Origin of the sequence: Pseudomonas sp. ZY71 (assembly GCF_036542145.1) — a bacterium.
Lineage (GTDB): Bacteria > Pseudomonadota > Gammaproteobacteria > Pseudomonadales > Pseudomonadaceae > Aquipseudomonas > Aquipseudomonas koreensis_A.
Genome location: NZ_CP144274.1, coordinates 3048563 through 3065078, shown reverse-complemented (window position 1 = coordinate 3065078; position 16516 = coordinate 3048563). Strand labels below are relative to the sequence as shown.

Genomic DNA, 16516 nt, shown 5'->3' with positions numbered 1-16516 from the left:
ACGCGACAACAGAACGGAATCACCATGGAAATCACGAATCACGCCGTCATGCCCGGCGAAACCCTGGGCCAGATCGCTTCGCGCTACAACACCACCGTGGCGCAACTTCGCCAGCTCAACCCCTTCATCACCAATGCGGATAACGTCAAAGTCGGCTGGAACCTGAGCGTCCCCAAAAGCGCTCAAGCGGCCGCCACGCCTACCGTTCAGCCGCCCGCCGCGCCGCAAGCGCCTGTGCAGGCAACCCCGGAAGCCGCCACTCAGTGTTCCGCTGAGGATCTGGTTGAACTGGATCCGGTCAAGGACGCTCCTGATCAGAGTTCAAAGACCTTCAAACCCCACGCACCTCCGTGTTCTAAAAAGTTTGCCAGCGCGATTTATGCCACTGAGGAGCAAGAGTTCTGGCTGCTCCCTGAGCGGGCAAAGTCTGCCATCAAAGAATCGATGTTCGCGCTGGATAAAATGATTGCCCCCAGCAAACCACGTGATGCACGCCTGAACGGGCTGCAGGAATCAGGTTTGCTGGAATACTTCCTTGAGCCCAAGTTGAGCAACTTCCTCACGGGCGAGAAGCGTACGCGAATGGAAGAGTTTGAAGCGATGGGGGATGAGATCGAAATCGATCCAGCCACCGCCAAAAAGAGGCAAAACGAAGCTAACGGAAACAAACCGGCAGCGGCTCCTGCGCAGTCTCCACAAGAGGACACCGCGCAATCGCGCATGGACCGTCTAACGGCAGACCTGGCTACTGACCAGGACGTCCACAAAGCCTATGCCGACTTTTACAAGCGGAGGGCTGAGTGGCATGCGCTGAAAAAAGAAGCGGTAGCGGCTGCGAAGCTGGAAGGCTACACCTACGAAAGCGGCTCGCTGTACTCCAAGGAGGCGATTGAAGCGCGCGCACGTGTGCAAGCTTATCTGGAGGCTCGTAAAAAACTCCTCGGCAACAAAGACTTCAAGCAGGTCCCGCTGGAAGACGTGGCCAAAGCCCTGGCGGAAAAGAAAAAAAGCTACGAAAACATCTGCAGCGGCATGAATGACTGCACCGCCGATCTGGTCGGGTATGTCTTGACGCTCTACAAAAACGCCGATGCGCTTGATTACCATGCTTACACTGAATCCATTATCAAAGCGTCTGAGTACGGCATCGCACTACCAGAATTCGCTTTGATCAGTGACGGCCTTCCTTCCGGCATCGAGCAGTTCAAACTGTATCTGGATACCGAGAAAGAGCAGGCGGAAGTTACAGCGCAGCTTCAAGAGAAATACAAACGCTGGATCGAGGCAACAGGCCAGAACGCCCAAGCGCCGGCGGGCCTGGTTGATGTGGAACGGACCAAATGGGATAGCCTGCAAAAGACCAAAGACGACCTTCAAGCAAAAGCCCAAAGCAATGTCAGCAACAGCAAGCCTGCGCGTTATCTGATTTGGGAACCGGAAGAGTTCCAGCCAAAACCGGTGGACCGCATGGTGAAACCGGGCTTTCCGCTGCGTGAAGTCAGTCTTTCGGATGCCAAGGGTACGCCCCTGGGCTGGTTCAGCATGGCGAACCTGAAAGACGCAAAAAAGATCATGAAAGAGGATTCAAAAAACGCGGCCGGCGCAATAAAAAAGGTAGGTAAAAGTTTGCCTGCGGACGCTACCGAAGGCTCCGATAAAAACAGTGAAATCAACTCGTTCCGCCAATGGCTTCTAGATCAGGGCGCCATCAAGTTCAGCGATCAGGTCGGCGACTGTTTCGATGAAAAAGGCTGGTTCAAAGCCAAAGACTTTTATGCTTACTTGAAAAAGCAAGGCTATGAGGTCACTGAACTGGAAGACGACGCGACCCTTACCAACTGGGGCGAACACCTTCAGCAACTGGTTTTCAAGAAAAGTGTGCGCGGCAAAGTAAGACTCTTTGATGCCAGCCCTCAGGCGCAATTGGTCCGCTGCCTGACACCGCCCCAGCCAAGCATTCACGGCGAAGTAAAGCTCGAAGGCCCGAAAATGTCTGCCGCCGAGGGCTTCCAGATATCGGGAGAGATGGGCTTGAGCCTGGACCTGGCCCGTGGCGAAGTTCAGTTGATGAAAGTCGACATGCCTGCCAAAGCCAGCGCTCAAGACATCACGCTTGATTACTTCCTGGACGGCAGCCCGCAAAAAATGAATTTCGGCCGCTTCTCCTTCCACTTTGGTGTGAAGGCATGGGGCTACGCCGGAGCATCGTTGCTGCTAGCCGGCAGCGTCGAGCTGAGCCCGATCTTCGGCAACGTCAAGTACGGAGCGTCACTGAGCCCGGTAAAACGCGCACAGCGTGAAGATGCTTCGGCAAAAGAAGAACGCTCCGATCACGCCGCCGCCAAGCAAGCCAAGGCCGACAGCGGTGACGACAGCCCTACTCCCGATCTTGAACACAAATCGAAATCCGGCACCTACGCCGATTCCAAGAGCACAGACCAACTGCGAGGCGGCCGCTTCGCCAAAGTGCAAATCGAAAACGGCGCAAAAGCCAGCTTCAATGTGTTTGGAGGCTTGCAAGCCGCCATCGAACTCACCGGAGCGCTGAACTGGGCACCGCCAAAGGAACTCGTCGCCCTGCGCACCGCGCCAACGATGGGCGTTGGCAGCGCTAAAGACGCGAAAAGCGCAAATCCATGGCTGACAATGGCCAAGCTGAGCGGCTCCGTTGGGGTGGCGTTAGGTGCAGGCTTTCAGGGAACAGCGCAGGTGTCTCTGGATAAGGGGCGGTTTATTCTGAACTTGAAAGCGGCGGTAGTGCTGGGTCCTGGTGCTAACGGTAGCTTTAAGTTTGAAGTTGGTTATGAGGCAGTAGTTGACCTTATCAACTTGTACCGCAAGGAGTTGCATAAGACCAAAGGCCGTAAAGTCGAGTGGATGGAACCTGAAGCGGGTGAATATGCGTCTGCGCTAAACGCATTGGGCGCTGCCGGGTTGAGTGTCACGATGGCGTATATGCTGCGTTGGGATGTTGTGATGAATCTTTATCAGGCTTTGACTCGTAGTGGTAAAGGCGGTCCGATTGCTCACACGATCATGAACTACAGAAACCAAAGTGAACTCGAGGAGTGGATCGTTAATGCAATCCCTAGCGCGCTGGGTCCACTACTCAGAACGCTAATAAGCCAACCTGAAGCGTTTAAAATTACAGTAGCCTCCTCTGAGAACAATGGAATATCTGATAAGGGACGCGTATATAGCCAACCCCAAGCTCACGTTCTTCAGCAAAAAGCCATAGAAAGAATTTCACGCTGGATAGTCGACAACGCAAAGAAAACCAACACTATTGACAAAGCCCAAAGTCAATTTGAACTCGCCTGCATGTCTATGAATGAATTTGGCATAAAAGAACAAGCGGGAGAACAAGAGTACTGCAAAAACCGGACAATACTGGATAGTTTTATGGCTGAAAGTGTACTTGGCCTATTTGATGACACGGGTGTTGAAGCGCGCGAAAACTACAAATCCCATGTAAAGTTACTTGGCGCAAATTTGGCCGAATACTGTAGAGCAAATTACATCCCTGAACCAAGCTACTCCCCTAGTGGAGCGACTCCCTATTTGAAAGGCTACAAATGAACAGAATTGTAAAAATAAAGCTAAATCAAATCGCCCTACTGTTCAGCTTGAGTTTAATCTCAATATTGCCGTACAGCTTTAATTCTGCCAGTGCATCTACTGCAAGGCCGAGTAGTGAACAACGCGGAATTATCCTTTATAATCAGATGAAAATAGACGCTGCCATTCCGCAATTAAAGGAAGAAGCGAAAAATGGCGAAATTGAATCACAATATTATCTTGCCGAGTCTCTTCGAAAGAAAAATGGATATATGACTCCAGAGGCGCAGTTATGGTACGAGTCGGCAGCAGAGAAAAAAAACGTATACGCAATGATTCAGTTGGGCAGAGCAAAAAACGATCTTTGCGCGATAATGGAAAACTGTCCACCGTCAAAAAAAACTCAAGCCGAGTGGTTCATGGAAGCCAAGAAAATCGCTTTGCCAAAGGCAAATGACGGCGATCCAGAATCTCTGTATTTAATGTATGAAATCACCTTGGATCATAAGTGGTTAGAGAAATCTGCAAATGCAGGATATCCACTCGCGCAATATTGGATGGCTGTAAGTGAAAGACAAGGTGAAGGTTACTTCTTCATTCCTGGAGGACGTGATGCGTCAGTAAGAAGATGGCTACTACTCTCTTCCGAGGGTGGCAACCCAAAAGCTATGATGGAATATCTAGAAACACTGTATGTAAAAGGAGAAATGGAGAGCACTCGGCATTGGCTTGAAGTGGCCGCAGCAACCGGCGAGCAAACAGCTCTGAGCAACTATGGAGCGTACATTTCACATACTCCCGACAAAGTTGGCTACCCACTGGACCTAGTTAAAGGCTACGCTATTTTTTCTTTGTTAAAGGAACTCGGCGACAGCGGTGGAGTGCAAGATTATGTTGACCGCAAAATTGAAAAGATTGCTGAAAAAATGACACCAGAACAAATTGAACAGTCAAAAATTGTTGCGCAAGAGTGGAAAGCCACCCATCCACCTGTTTCTTTTTTCCCCGAAAAACTTAGCGACTGACTCCGATTTTTTGGTATTTCTTTAGGGAGGCGCGGACCGCCGAATTTTAATCGGAGACTAACCGCCCCCTTACTTTCGCAGAGAAGAAACAACCACCCATGAGTTCAGCAAAGATACCAATAAAACTAATGACTGCGGCGTTAACGCTGTTAACTATAATAGCAACCGAATCATCTGCTCTTACGCACGAACAGCTTCAGGCAAAAATCCAGGGCATTGAACTCTACAATCAATACAAACCTGCGGCTGCAGAATTAAAAATTGCCGCCGAAGCGGGTGATGCCGAGTCGCAATATTATTTGGGAGAGGAGCTTCGACAGCAAAAACAATACATTACTGCCGAGGCTCAAAAATGGTATGAAGCCGCAGCTTTGCAAGGCGATTTGTACGCAATGTTACGACTCGCGACATCAAACAATGACTTATGCGAGGTCATGAATAATTGCCCTGAGGGCACGAAAGAACGCACCGACTGGCTGGAGTTATTAAACAAAGAAAGTGAACAAAAAGCAGATAATAGTGATGGCGAAGCAATGTACATTAAATATCTGTCGTCTGGGCAATTAGAGTGGCTGGAAAAATCCGCAGCAGCTAACTTCTCCAGAGGTCAGTGGCTTTTGGCAAATCGCTACAAAGAAGGTGAAAAATTTTTTCTGCCTTGGAAACGAACTGAAGAAGTCGGACGTTGGTTAAAAGCGTCAGCTGAAAATGGTTTCCCCGCAGGAATGCTTGAATACTCCGCATTTCTTTATGAAAACGGTGGCGATATCGAGGTAGCCCGGCATTGGATCGAAGAGGCGGCAAAAACGGGGTACGAGTCTGGCGTCAGCAGCTACGGGGCCTATCTTGCTCATGCCCCTTCCCTATATGATTTTCCGCTTGAACTAGTAAAAGGTTACGCACTGACATCATTACTGAAGGAACTTGATGGCGGTGGGAATATACAGCCTTACGTGGATGAAGTTCTGCTAGAAATTTCTGAAAAAATGAGTGCTGAGCAGATAGCAGAAGCCAGGGTATTTGCACAGCAGTGGAAAAATACGCATCCTCCCCTATCCTTTTATCCCGGAAAATATGGATTTTGACGAAACATTTTTATTCTACAAAAGGAACGCGCCTTACAAAAACATTGTGTATTGGTTATTTCACCTTTTTGACTTCGCTCACATTTTCCAGTTACGCGTCGGTGCCGTTGAGCACCCAACAACAGAGCGCAAAACTGCAAGGAATCAAGCTATTCAATCAACATAAAAAAGCCGAGCGTGAACTACGCATTGCGGCTGAGGCTGGAGATACTGAAGCACAATTCTATTTAGCCGAAGAACTCCGCCAACAAACAACAGTCCTTAATGCTGAAGCCCTTCAATGGTATGAGGCGGCAGCCTCCCAGGGCGATTACTATGCAATATTCAAACTTGCAAAGACTTCAGAAGATCCTTGTTTCGTCATCAATCAATGTCCTCCAGGAAGAAAAAAACCGAGTGAATGGTTAGACCTATTGATAAAAACCGCAACTCCTCGCGCAGTGAGTGGAGATGGCGAAGCGATGGCGATTTTGTACAATGCAACTGCAGAGTTAAAGTGGTTGGAAAAGTCAGCGGCAGCTGGATACGCACCTTCACAGTGGTTACTCGCCAATCGTTATGCCGAGGGCGAAGGCGCATTTTTACTTCCTTGGAAAAGGAAAAATGCTGAGGAGGAGTTGCTAAAATCCGCCTCTGAAGGTGGCTACCCCCCAGCGATGATTGAATATATATCGATCCTTTTCCAACGGAACGATTTAGAAAGTGTTCGACATTGGTGGGAAGTGGCGGCAAAAACTGGATACCAAGCCGCCGTTGCAAGTTATGGTGCATATCTATCCCAAACTCCCGACAAGGTTGGTTATTCCATAGATCTGGTTAAAGGCTACGCACTCGTATCCTTGCTTAAAGAACTGGATGGCGGTGGAAACATTCAAGCTTATGTCGAAGGCAAGTTACCTCAAATAGCGGAGAAAATGACGCCCGCTCAAATTGAGAAAGCAAAAAATATGCGATTGAATGGAAGGCTACTCACCCGCCTCTTTCTTTCTATCCAGAAAAATTAGGTTTCTAAATTTGGGTCAAGAGCTTTACACCGTAAAAGGCAACGCTCATACGTCTAGTGACTTAGCCGTACGGCGAGCTATGGGTTTAAGTCTGGTACTTTTTTGCACCGTATTTGGTGATGGCCCAATTTCCGGAATGACCGTTGAACAGCAAGATGCAAAAAATAAAGGTTTTTTTTCAAAAAATACAAACCTGCTGAAACGCAGCTACGAATTAATGACAAGTTACCTAAAATCGCTGCAAAAATGACTCAAACTCAAATAGCTGAAGCAACGGCATTTGCACAAAAGTGGAAAGCCACTCATCCACCCCTCTCATTTTTCCCTGACAAACTAGGAGATTGACCGCAGCCCCAGCGGTTAGTCGCACAACACCCCGCCTTCATTAACCGGCAGCAAGTGAATCAGCCCGCGTAAATTCAGCTGTTCACCCCTGCCGTTTTCACTAGCTCATCAAACCGGCGCCTTCCAACTCAACATCTGCTGCTGCGCGACCTGCATCAAATCATTGCCATCCTGCGTCAGCAGGTAAAGCGCATGGGTGATGTGTGGAATGTCTTGCACGTCGGCGTGCTTGAAGCACAGGCAATGCAGGGTTTCGAGCAGGTCGGCGGCGGCGCGGATGCGCTGGACGGCGGCTTCGAGGATGTCTTTCGGGTTAGCTTGGGTGTCGATGAGCAGCGTCGGGGTTCCGGTGACGTTGCTGCTGAGGGGGAGATAGCGGTTTTGTAGCAGTTTGATTATCGGCATATTGATTACTCGATTGTTTCAAAAGTAACCGCCGACACCGTGACCAAACGGTGGGAGGCGGACCGTGTACAGGCTTGGTCAACCGAGAACAATCAACTCAGCTCGCCCGAAGGCGTCCTGCACACGGCCGCCACAGCTATGCACTTCACGGTCAAAGAACTCCGCGGAGCAGATGATGGCACATATGCAATCGATTATTCCCGGGTGACCAAACCCGAACCACTGATTTTGCAGCGGCACCGGACAATAACCTTCCCCTTCCACCCGCCGAAAGCAGACAAGGCACCAGCCTTTGTAGGAATTCGCCAAACCTTCCTGAGAAAACCGCCGCACTCCCTGACAGCCGGCGTTCAGCTCGGTTAACCATCCCTTAACGCCGTGGTCAAAAACTCTACTGAACCGTACGCCCTCAGCCGCTTTGGCTGTTGCCCAGTGCGGCAGGTTCGGGTGCATCACGCCGAACGCTAGAACCGCCACTCGGGAGTCCTTTCATGAACATTCGCCCTTTATTGCTCACTGCCGCCCTCGCCTCCACCGCGTTTGCCGGGCTGGCCCAGGCCAATGACACCTCTGCCACTTCCAAAGCCGTGCCGTATGAGTACGGCATGCCGCTGCAGGTGGCCAAAGTGGTGTCGTTGACCGAGCCACCAACGCAACTGTGCAAAGTGGTTACGGCCGATATGAAGTACATCGACAACGCCGGTAAGCCTGAGGAAATCAGCTATCGGAAATTGTCTGACGCGTGCAACTTCCAGAACTGACAGAAACGTCTGATTTGCGGGTTTGCGGTAGGCGTGGGGAGTTTCGGCGGTTATGCTCGGAGCCCTCCTCACTGCCGCAAGGATTCGCCATGCAGTTGTCGTTTCGCACGTTGTCGGGCTTCACGTGTTCGTTGTGTTTTTTACTCGCGCTGGCCTGGGGTGTTTTCCCGCAGAGCCTGCTGGCTATCTGGAGCATCGAGTATTCCGACGCTGCCGGGTTTGTCGCGCGGCGCAGTGCGGTGCTGTTTGCGGCGTTGGGGGTGATGTTTTATCTGGTGCGCAACGCACCGCCGTCGCTGGGGCGCAATGCGCTGAGCAACGGGTTTATCGTTGGTTGTTTTGGGTTGGCGGTGCTGGGGTTTGCGGAATGGTTGAACGGCCATGCCGGCCCCGGGATTTTGCTCGCGGTGCTGGTCGAGTTCGCGCTGGGCCTTGGTTTTGTGCAGGCCCGGCGCGTGACGGTCGAACTGGGTGAAACGGTGCGTTAGACGACTCTGGAGCGTGGGCTGTAGTGATGTTGCACAGTTTGCTGGTTCAGATCCGAGCGCAGCCCGGCGATCAGTTCGTTGATTTCACGACAGCCATTGAGGTGGCTGGCGTCGATGCCACTGACCAGCAGATCGACCTGATCGGTCTGGTGATCGCCGAAAACCTTGACGGTCATCGACAAGTCCGGCGACAGCGTGCACTGGCAGCGTTTCGGCAGAAAACTGCTTTCAATGATATTGCGTAGTTCCAAGGCAGACAGAAACATGGCGAAACCCTCTCCTTACTGTGAGATGCCAATCAAGTATTCACGCTGACCGTTGCTGCTCCTGCACGGGTGTGTCCCCGCTGTTTCCCTGGTGCGACAAGCGGTGGTACTGCGAAATGCCCATTGGAGTGTAGGCGCCCAAGGCCGGTGCGCCGCACTGAAAAGACGCATAAAGCGTGCCTTTCATCGGTTCATTTTCACCCTCATGAAATCAAGCACTTGGCGGCGGCGCCAGTATTTGGCTACTTGCAAATTGCAAGAATGGCCTCGGCGGGTACTGCAATTTGCAACTCGACGCTGGTTTGCAATCACGGCCCATGACGGTAAGAATGCCCGTTATCCACCCTACACCCGCACGGAGGCTTCCATGGGTTCTTTCCGCGTTTACGCGACCACCGGGCTGTTCATCGCCAGCCTGTCCACCCTCGCCCACGCCGCCAAACTTGAAGACGTCGCGCCGTACCCGAAAGCTGAAGCCGGGTTCACCCGCCAGGTCATTCACTTGCCCAAGCAAGAGCAGGAAGACAACTTCCAGGTGGAAATACTTGCCGGCAAAACCCTTGAAGTGGACTGCAATCGCCAGCGTTTGGGCGGTGTTCTCGATGAGAAGAATCTTGAAGGCTGGGGTTATCCGTTCTATCGCCTGGAAAAAGTCATTGGGCCGATGAGCACGATGATGGCCTGCCCGCCCGGCAGCCAGAAGAAGCGCGCGTTCGTGCCGGTCGTCGGTGACGGTTTCATGCTGCGTTACAACAGCAAGTTGCCGGTCGTGGTGTATGCGCCGTCGGATGTCGAAGTGCGATATCGCATCTGGTCGGCCTCGGACAAGGTCGGTACAGCCCTGCAGGAATAACCCGAACAAGGAGTGCGACGCTTGATTACCTGCCACGTCCGATATGTCATTGATCCCTACCAATTGCCCGAGTTCGAGGCCTATGCCAAGGCCTGGCTCGGCATCGTCGAGCGCTTGGGCGGCACTCATCACGGCTACTTTTTGCCGTCCGAGGGCGCGAGCAACATCGCTTATTGCCTGTTCAGTTTTCCGTCACTGGCGGATTACGAGAGCTATCGGCACATCGCGATGACCGATCCGGAAAGCACCGCACTGGTGGCCAGCCTGGTCGAGAAGAAGTTTATCGTCAGCTACGAGCGCAGCTTCCTGCGCCCCTTGCTGCCGTAGGCCTCATCATGCCGAGACGCCGCACACCGCGGCGCGCTCGGCGACGTGACGCAGGCTGTCAAAGTTGATATTGGCGCCCGAGTCGATCGCCACGAATGTCTGCTCGCTCACCCCGGTTCGCGCTACGTACTGCTTGATCCCGGCCACGGCCAAGGCCCCGGACGGTTCGGTGATCGAGCGGGTATCGTCGTAAATGTTCTTGATCGCCGCGCAGAGGTCGTCGTTGCTGACGGTGATTACCTCGTCGACGCAAAAGCGGCAAACCTCAAACCCGAACGCGCCGATCTGCGCTACCGCCACACCATCGGCGAAGGTGCCGACATTGGGCAGCACGACACGCTGATCGGCTTCCAGCGCAGCCTTCAGGCACGCGGAGTGTTCTGATTCGACGCCGATGATGCGCACTTCCGGGCGCAGGTATTTGACGTACGCCGCGATGCCGGCGATCAGACCGCCACCGCCCACCGGAACAAAAATCGCATCCAGCGAACCTTGATGCTGACGAAGGACTTCCATCGCCACGGTGCCCTGCCCGGCGATTACCTCCGGGTCATCGAACGGTGACACGAAGGTGCGCCCGGTCTGTTCCGCCAGTCGCAGCGCATGGGCCAGCGCAAACGGGAAACTCTCGCCGTGCAGCAACGCTTCAGCGCCGCGACTGCGCACACCCAGCACTTTCAGTTCCGGCGTTGTCGCCGGCATGACAATGGTCGCCGCAATCCCTAGCTCGCGAGCAGCCAGCGCCACGCCTTGCGCGTGATTGCCGGCCGATGCGGTGATTACTCCACGCGCCTTTTGCTCGTCACTGAGTTGCACCAGTTTGTTGTAGGCGCCGCGGATCTTGAAGGAGAACGTCGGTTGAAGGTCTTCGCGCTTGAGCAGAATCCGGTTGCCCAGCGCCTCAGACAACGCAGGCGCCGCTTGCAACGGCGTGCGCACCGCGAGGTCGTACACCGGCGCGGCGAGGATCTTTTTCACGTAGTGCTCAAGCAGGGTTTGTTGATCGGGGCTGTGCAGCATGGTCGTCTCCTGACATTTTTCAAAACCCCGGAGACAGAAAGTAAAAACCCGCCTCTAGGGCGGGTTGGGTGCTGCAGTCGTGAGCTAGCCCGCCAAATGAGGAATGGCGGTAATAATCATTGGCTGGCAGCGCGATACAGTCGAAGTCATGGGCTGGAAATTAGCCTGCGCGCTACTGGCAAGTCAATGGCCAATTTTTGCCGGCGGCGTTAGTCTGGCGACTCTCTCATCACACCACGGAAGGAATGCATGATGGCTATCGCCCTGCCCCTCACGGCTTTGCTCGCGTTTAGCGGTTACACCGTTTCGGTAATGCTGCAGGCTGAACAGTCATTGATCGACTTCGGCATCAGCCTGATGTCGCGGCCCGATACTGCGCAGGTGGTGATTGATCTGTATCTGCTGGCCACGCTGGCGGGTATCTGGATGGTCAAGGATGCGCGGTCGCGTGGGCAGTCGGTTTGGTCAGTAGTGCCTTACTTGTTGCTGACGGCGGTTTTTGTCTCGGTTGGGCCGTTGTTGTATCTGGTGGTGCGTGGGGTTCGCGAGCGGCGCAAGGCGGTGGAAAAGTGCAGCCAGATACTATGAACACCTGAAAACCCTGTAGGAGTGAGCCTGCTCGCGATAGCCGAGTGTCAGCCAAAAATGAGGTGACTGACTCTCCGCTATCGCGAGCAGGCTCACTCCTACACTGGAATGTCGTGGCATCAGGCCTTTTTTACGGCGACGAACGCGGCGGTTTCGTAAGGCACTGTCACCACATCCCTGCCGCGTAACTCAGGCTCGGCGGCAATCAACGCACGAATCTGCTCATCAACCTTCGCCCGCTGCCCCTCCGGCAGCGCGGCGATGAAACTGGTCGAGCGCACGCGGTTGAAGATCACGTCTTCCGGCGAGCCGGTATGGCTGTGGTGAAACCGTTCAACCTGCAGAGGCGCGAACGCCGGGTGCGGAAACGCTGTGCGCCAGGCGCCGGTGTAATAGCGCGGCGTGTCACCTTCCAGCGCGTTGACGATGGCGTCCAGTTTCGGCACCCAGCTGACATGGGTGTCGCGCAGGTTCCAGATCAGCCCCAACTTGCCACCGGGTTTGAGCACCCGGGCGATTTCGCTCAGTGCGTCGGTGCTGGCGAACCAGTGAAACGCTTGCGCGCAGATCACCACATCGACTGAGGCGTCCGGCAACGGCAGATCGGTCGCGGTGCCGCTCACGGCTAGCACGTCAGGCCAGGCGTCCGAGAGCTTTTCCAGCATTTGCGCCACCGGTTCAACGGCGATCACTTGCGCACCGGTCGCCACCAGACGTCCGGTGAACTTGCCGGTACCGGCGCCCAGATCGATCACGGTCTTGCGCCCATCCAGACCCAGTGTCGCGGTCAACCACTCACTGACCTGCGGCGGATAGTCCGGCCGTCCTTTGACGTAGGTGTCGGCGGCGGTTTTGTAGCCGGTAGCGGCTGAGTGATGGACGTGGTCGGTCATGGCAACGCTCCTTACGGCAAAACATCGGATCGACGGCAGACGCTGACGAGCATAGCGCTTGAATTTACGCTGAACTTGAACAGTCACTGATAAAGCAATGAATAAAAATTCACCCTGTGGTGTTCAAAGTGAAACATAAGCCCCTGTGGAGCCTTGCCCATGACTATCCGTTCCGTTATGTTCGCCGCCCCGTTGCTGCTGGTCGCGGCGATGTCCAGCCAGTTGGCCTTGGCCAATGGTGATGAAGAAGCACCGGTGCAGAAACCGGAATGCCCGAAAGGTCAGGTCTGGGACAGCAAAACGCAGAAGTGTGTGATGCAAGTCAGCAAAGCGCTTTCGGATGCCGACCGTACCGATTACGCCTATCGCCTCGCCAAGGCCGGTCGCTATGAAGAAGCTTTGGCACTGCTCGATACACTGACGCAACCGAACACCGCCAAGGCGCTCAACTATCGCGGTTACGCCACGCGCAAACTGGGACGCACTGACGAGGGCATCGGTTATTACCTGCAATCGCTGAAGCTCGATCCGCGGTACGCGCAAGTGCGCGAATATCTCGGCGAAGCCTATGTGATCAAAGGCCGCGTCGATCTGGCGCAGGAACAGTTGCAGCAGATCAAATCGATTTGCGGTATGTCCTGCGAGGAATACCAGGATCTGGCCGAAGCCATCAACGATTCATCGAAAACCTGAGCACTTATAAGGGCCGTCATCATCGTCAACGATCAGGCATTCAGAGCAGAACTCGGACAGCATCTGGCGCGATTGTGGCGCTACGGTTTGTTGCTGTCGCGCAATCGGCATTTGGCCGAGGATCTGGTGCAGGCCACGTGTGTGCGGGCGCTGGAACGCGCCGGTCAATACGCCGCCGGCACGCGTATGGATCGCTGGTTACTGAGCATTCTGCATTCGATCTGGCTCAACGAAGTGCGCGCTCGACGCGTGCGTCAGGGTGCGGGACAGGTCGATGCCGATGGCCAACTGGCGTTCGATGGTGAGTATGCGGCGCAGACGCATGTGATGGCCGCGCAGGTCATTCGTCGCGTCGATGCCTTGCCGGAAACCCAGCGTGAAACCGTGTATCTGGCCTATGTCGAAGGCCTGTCCTACCGCGAAGTTGCCGAGATCCTGCAAGTGCCGATCGGCACGGTCATGAGTCGTCTGGCCACCGCACGGCTGAAACTCGCCGAATACCCGCCACTGCAAGCGGTGCCGAAATCCACCGAAGGAGACCGTTGATGAACACACCTTCGGATGAGCAACTGGTCGCCTATCTCGACGGCGAACTCGAGCAGGAATATCGCCATCAACTCGACAGCGCCATTGCAGAAGACTCGCTGCTGAGTCTGCGCGTGCAATGGCTCAGCCGCAGCAACCTGCCGTACAAGAACGCCTATGACGAACTGGCGCAACAGGCACCGCTGGATCGCCTGCAAGCGCGGCTGGATGCCATCCCGGCGCCGCAGCGTCCGGGCTTCAACCGCCGCTGGTTTATCGGTGGTGCCGCCGCAGCGCTATTGGCCGGTGGAGTGTTGGCCGATCGGTTGTTCCTCGGCTGGCATGCTGCGCAATCGAACAACTGGCGCGCATTGGTCGGCGATTACATGGCGCTGTACGTGCCGCAGACGCTCGATCATCTACCCACCGATGAAGCCTCCCAACGCGCGCAACTGCGTACGATTGATGCACGCCTTGGCCTGAACCTTTCGCCAGCCACTTTGAAGTTGCCGGGTGCCGAATTCAAACGGGCACAAATGCTTGAGTACGACGGCGTGCCGATTGCACAGATTGTTTATCTGGATGCGAAGCATGGGCCGCTGGCGTTGTGTGTCACGCGCTCGAACAGCGGCAGTCAGGCACTGGCACACGAGCGTCGGCATGCGATGAATGTGGTGTATTGGACCGAACGTGAACATGCGTGGATGTTGATCGGGCGTAATCCCGCAAGCGATCTGGAAAAACTAGGCGAACTGTTAGCGAGTGGTAACGTGTCGGCAAAATGAAATGAGCATTTTAAAGTGCAACCTGATTTGGAATCAGGCTGCACTCGTTCCGCAATGTGTGTACGAGGTTATTCTGGCTACTTATCACCGATTCTGTCGCCAACAGAATATTTGCCTTTGGAGGCTGAAAACTCTTTCTCGCCCCCTTCATCCAGCTTCACCACTACCCGCTCATTATTTTTCCCATCAAGGACAGCTTCATAGGTCCCGATGACCGTTCCTTTACTAGGCTTTGCAGGTGCTGCAACTCGAGTCACCTGCTCAGCGACGCCGTCCAATGTTACGGGGATGGTTTCGTCCTCTGGCTCTTCTGGTACCGCGCCCCCTTTTGGTGATCCTTTCGTTGACCTACCGGTGCGCTTAACTGTGTCTCCTTCTTCTATTTTTTCATACTCGCCGAGCACTACTCCGGAAATTTGGCTGCTCGAATCATCGCTCAGTTCTTTGCTCATTTCTTTCTCCTTGAGAACGGTTCGGCGTTGACCTGAAAACCTGTTGCACCGAAACACCATTGAGCTTCCTGAAAGCCTGAGCGTCTACTGTCATTCCTGACAGGTAAAAGGCATATTTTCTACCGTTAATCGGAAATTCACACTCTCGCGGGTAACCACAACCTGAACCGCGCACCGCCCAACGGCGAAGACTCCACCGTCAACGTCCCACCCTGCGCTTCCAGTGCCCGACGGCTGATCGCCAGACCAAGACCAAACCCACCTGTGGCTCGATCCCGGCTGCGATCCAGCCGATAGAACGGTTCGAAAATCCGCTCCCGCTCATCATCGGGAATGCCGATGCCGTCATCGTCGACCCAGATTTCACAGCCCTCGGCATTGACCTGCACGCCAATCTGAATGCGCTTTTCGCAATAGCGCATGGCATTGCGCAGCAGATTCTGGATCGCCCGCGCAGTAAGGCGTGGATCGAGGGAAAAGCGTTCGAGCTGACCGTGCAGCAACACATCGATGACGATTTCCGGCGATTCCAGTTCTTCATCGACACTGCCCAGAATGCTATCGATGAACTCGTCCAGCGACACCTCGACCTGCTCCGGCAGTTGCGCCGGATTCTGCAAACGGCTGTAAGAGAGCAGCTCCAGCACCAGCTCATCCAGCTCGCGAATGTGCGCGACCAGCCCCAGCAAGCGCTCGCGGCTGGCGGTCGGCAAGTCATCGGACAGGGCCAGGGCCAGGCCAAAGTCCAGACGCGTCAGCGGCGTGCGCAGTTCATGGGACACGGCGTTGAGCAAATCGCGTTGTTGGTTGAGCAGGTTTTCGATATCGCCGGCCATGGTGTCGAAGACATTGGCAAGGCTGCCGATGTTGGAGCTTGGGGCGATTTCCGTGCGCTCGCTCAAATGGCCCTTACCGAAGCGTTCGGCGGTGCCTTTGAGCCGTTCCAGATCACGCCAGTGCGGGCGCAGCCACATCAGCAGGCAAGCGAGCAGCGTGGCGCCGACCAATACGTTGATGCTCCAGTACAACAGATTGACGTCCATCGGGTCCGGCGGCACGACCATTTGCACCGCCGAGATGTCGTCCAGCGGCGTCACCGCCAGCGTGCGCCAGCCCCAATCGCCGATACGCACAACGTTTTCACCACGCCGCAGGCGTTCCTGCTCAATGGCGGTGAACTCGGCATCGTCGATCCGCGCCAGGACGATGTGCAGCGGCTGGAAATCCTTGTCCATCGACGCCGCCAGTGCTGGCCATTGCTCGTGCGGCACGGCGTGAAACTGGCGGGTGATCAGCGATTGCAGGCCGCGCGAATAGTCGAGGTTGTAAGTGACGAAGCGATCCCGAAAGGCCATGACCACCAGATCCGGCACCAGATAAATCGCCGCGCTGTACGAAACGATCGTCACCAGATACAGGCGAAACAGGATGCGAAACATCAGC

General features: G+C 54.5%; 19 protein-coding genes and 1 pseudogene. 13 read left to right on the top strand and 7 right to left on the bottom strand.

Going from position 1 to position 16516, the window contains the following annotated elements; translation table 11 throughout:
• The first annotated feature begins 24 nt into the window (after positions 1–24).
• The 5 genes from VY732_RS13655 (at position 25) to VY732_RS13635 (ending at position 6922) form a co-directional block, all read left to right on the top strand.
• The gene (locus tag VY732_RS13655) at positions 25–3579 is read left to right on the top strand and encodes a LysM domain-containing protein (RefSeq protein WP_331695683.1); all 3555 of its coding nucleotides are present in this window, start codon (positions 25–27) and stop codon (positions 3577–3579) included.
• Entirely contained in the window at positions 3576–4583 is a 1008-nt protein-coding gene (locus tag VY732_RS13650; protein WP_331695682.1) for a tetratricopeptide repeat protein, read from the top strand. The genes VY732_RS13655 and VY732_RS13650 overlap by 4 nt, the downstream gene beginning before the upstream one ends.
• 98 nt (positions 4584–4681) lie before the next feature.
• On the top strand, positions 4682–5668 hold the full coding sequence (locus VY732_RS13645; RefSeq protein ID WP_331695681.1) for a tetratricopeptide repeat protein: 987 nt from the start codon (positions 4682–4684) through the stop codon (positions 5666–5668).
• On the top strand, positions 5665–6672 hold the full coding sequence (locus VY732_RS13640; protein ID WP_331695680.1) for a tetratricopeptide repeat protein: 1008 nt from the start codon (positions 5665–5667) through the stop codon (positions 6670–6672). The genes VY732_RS13645 and VY732_RS13640 overlap by 4 nt, the downstream gene beginning before the upstream one ends.
• A 10-nt stretch (positions 6673–6682) precedes the next feature.
• Complete coding sequence (locus VY732_RS13635; protein WP_331695679.1) at positions 6683–6922, top strand: hypothetical protein; 240 nt, start codon at positions 6683–6685, stop codon at positions 6920–6922.
• A 203-nt stretch (positions 6923–7125) separates the two neighbouring features.
• On the opposite strand, the gene VY732_RS13625 is transcribed toward VY732_RS13635, so the two are convergent.
• Both VY732_RS13625 and VY732_RS13620 read right to left on the bottom strand, forming a co-directional pair.
• Positions 7126–7422 carry a hypothetical protein gene (locus VY732_RS13625; protein WP_331695678.1) on the bottom strand — a complete coding sequence of 99 codons (297 nt, stop codon included), beginning with the start codon at positions 7420–7422 and terminating at the stop codon, positions 7126–7128.
• Positions 7423–7500: 78 nt separating this feature from the next.
• Entirely contained in the window at positions 7501–7899 is a 399-nt protein-coding gene (locus VY732_RS13620) for a hypothetical protein (RefSeq protein ID WP_331695677.1), read from the bottom strand.
• Between the two features lie 14 nt (positions 7900–7913).
• Here VY732_RS13620 and VY732_RS13615 point away from each other — a divergent pair, with 14 nt between their 5' ends.
• Together VY732_RS13615 and VY732_RS13610 are read left to right on the top strand one after the other, a co-directional pair.
• A complete protein-coding gene (locus VY732_RS13615; RefSeq protein ID WP_331695676.1) occupies positions 7914–8183 on the top strand; it encodes a DUF2790 domain-containing protein in 270 nt (89 codons plus the stop codon).
• 89 nt (positions 8184–8272) lie between these two features.
• The gene (locus VY732_RS13610; protein ID WP_095050875.1) at positions 8273–8671 is read left to right on the top strand and encodes a hypothetical protein; all 399 of its coding nucleotides are present in this window, start codon (positions 8273–8275) and stop codon (positions 8669–8671) included.
• On the opposite strand, the gene VY732_RS13605 is transcribed toward VY732_RS13610, so the two are convergent.
• Positions 8668–8937 carry a DUF1652 domain-containing protein gene (locus VY732_RS13605; protein ID WP_007912157.1) on the bottom strand — a complete coding sequence of 90 codons (270 nt, stop codon included), beginning with the start codon at positions 8935–8937 and terminating at the stop codon, positions 8668–8670. The two genes, VY732_RS13610 and VY732_RS13605, sit on opposite strands and share 4 nt — an antisense overlap.
• 367 nt (positions 8938–9304) lie before the next feature.
• On the opposite strand from VY732_RS13605, the gene eco reads away from it, so the two are divergent.
• Together eco and VY732_RS13595 are read left to right on the top strand one after the other, a co-directional pair.
• Positions 9305–9790: a serine protease inhibitor ecotin gene (gene eco, locus VY732_RS13600; RefSeq protein ID WP_064391153.1), complete on the top strand. Its 486-nt coding sequence runs from the start codon at positions 9305–9307 to the stop codon at positions 9788–9790.
• Between the two features lie 21 nt (positions 9791–9811).
• A complete protein-coding gene (locus VY732_RS13595) occupies positions 9812–10117 on the top strand; it encodes an NIPSNAP family protein (RefSeq protein WP_064362707.1) in 306 nt (101 codons plus the stop codon).
• Positions 10118–10147: 30 nt separating this feature from the next.
• Here VY732_RS13595 and ilvA read toward each other — a convergent pair.
• Positions 10148–11137: pseudogene (gene ilvA, locus VY732_RS13590) on the bottom strand (threonine ammonia-lyase, biosynthetic); the annotation flags it as partial.
• A 249-nt stretch (positions 11138–11386) separates the two neighbouring features.
• Between ilvA and VY732_RS13585 the strand changes: the two are divergent.
• Complete coding sequence (locus VY732_RS13585) at positions 11387–11725, top strand: DUF2834 domain-containing protein (RefSeq protein WP_077573053.1); 339 nt, start codon at positions 11387–11389, stop codon at positions 11723–11725.
• A gap of 119 nt (positions 11726–11844) precedes the next feature.
• Here the strand turns inward: VY732_RS13585 and VY732_RS13580 are convergent, their stop codons facing one another.
• Entirely contained in the window at positions 11845–12618 is a 774-nt protein-coding gene (locus VY732_RS13580) for a methyltransferase domain-containing protein (RefSeq protein WP_331695675.1), read from the bottom strand.
• A gap of 159 nt (positions 12619–12777) precedes the next feature.
• On the opposite strand from VY732_RS13580, the gene VY732_RS13575 reads away from it, so the two are divergent.
• The 3 genes from VY732_RS13575 to VY732_RS13565 all read left to right on the top strand — a co-directional run bounded on the left by VY732_RS13575 (position 12778) and on the right by VY732_RS13565 (position 14621).
• The gene (locus tag VY732_RS13575) at positions 12778–13311 is read left to right on the top strand and encodes a tetratricopeptide repeat protein (RefSeq protein ID WP_331695674.1); all 534 of its coding nucleotides are present in this window, start codon (positions 12778–12780) and stop codon (positions 13309–13311) included.
• A 63-nt stretch (positions 13312–13374) separates the two neighbouring features.
• On the top strand, positions 13375–13857 hold the full coding sequence (locus VY732_RS13570) for a sigma-70 family RNA polymerase sigma factor (RefSeq protein WP_405124204.1): 483 nt from the start codon (positions 13375–13377) through the stop codon (positions 13855–13857).
• Positions 13857–14621, top strand: a complete 765-nt coding sequence (locus tag VY732_RS13565; protein ID WP_331695673.1) for an anti-sigma factor family protein — start codon at positions 13857–13859, stop codon at positions 14619–14621. Before VY732_RS13570 ends, VY732_RS13565 begins: the two co-directional genes overlap by 1 nt.
• 77 nt (positions 14622–14698) lie before the next feature.
• Here the strand turns inward: VY732_RS13565 and VY732_RS13560 are convergent, their stop codons facing one another.
• Positions 14699–15073, bottom strand: coding sequence for a hypothetical protein (locus VY732_RS13560; protein ID WP_331695672.1), 375 nt, complete (start codon positions 15071–15073; stop codon positions 14699–14701).
• Between the two features lie 137 nt (positions 15074–15210).
• The gene (locus VY732_RS13555) at positions 15211–16512 is read right to left on the bottom strand and encodes an ATP-binding protein (RefSeq protein ID WP_331695671.1); all 1302 of its coding nucleotides are present in this window, start codon (positions 16510–16512) and stop codon (positions 15211–15213) included.
• Positions 16513–16516: the final 4 nt, after the last annotated feature.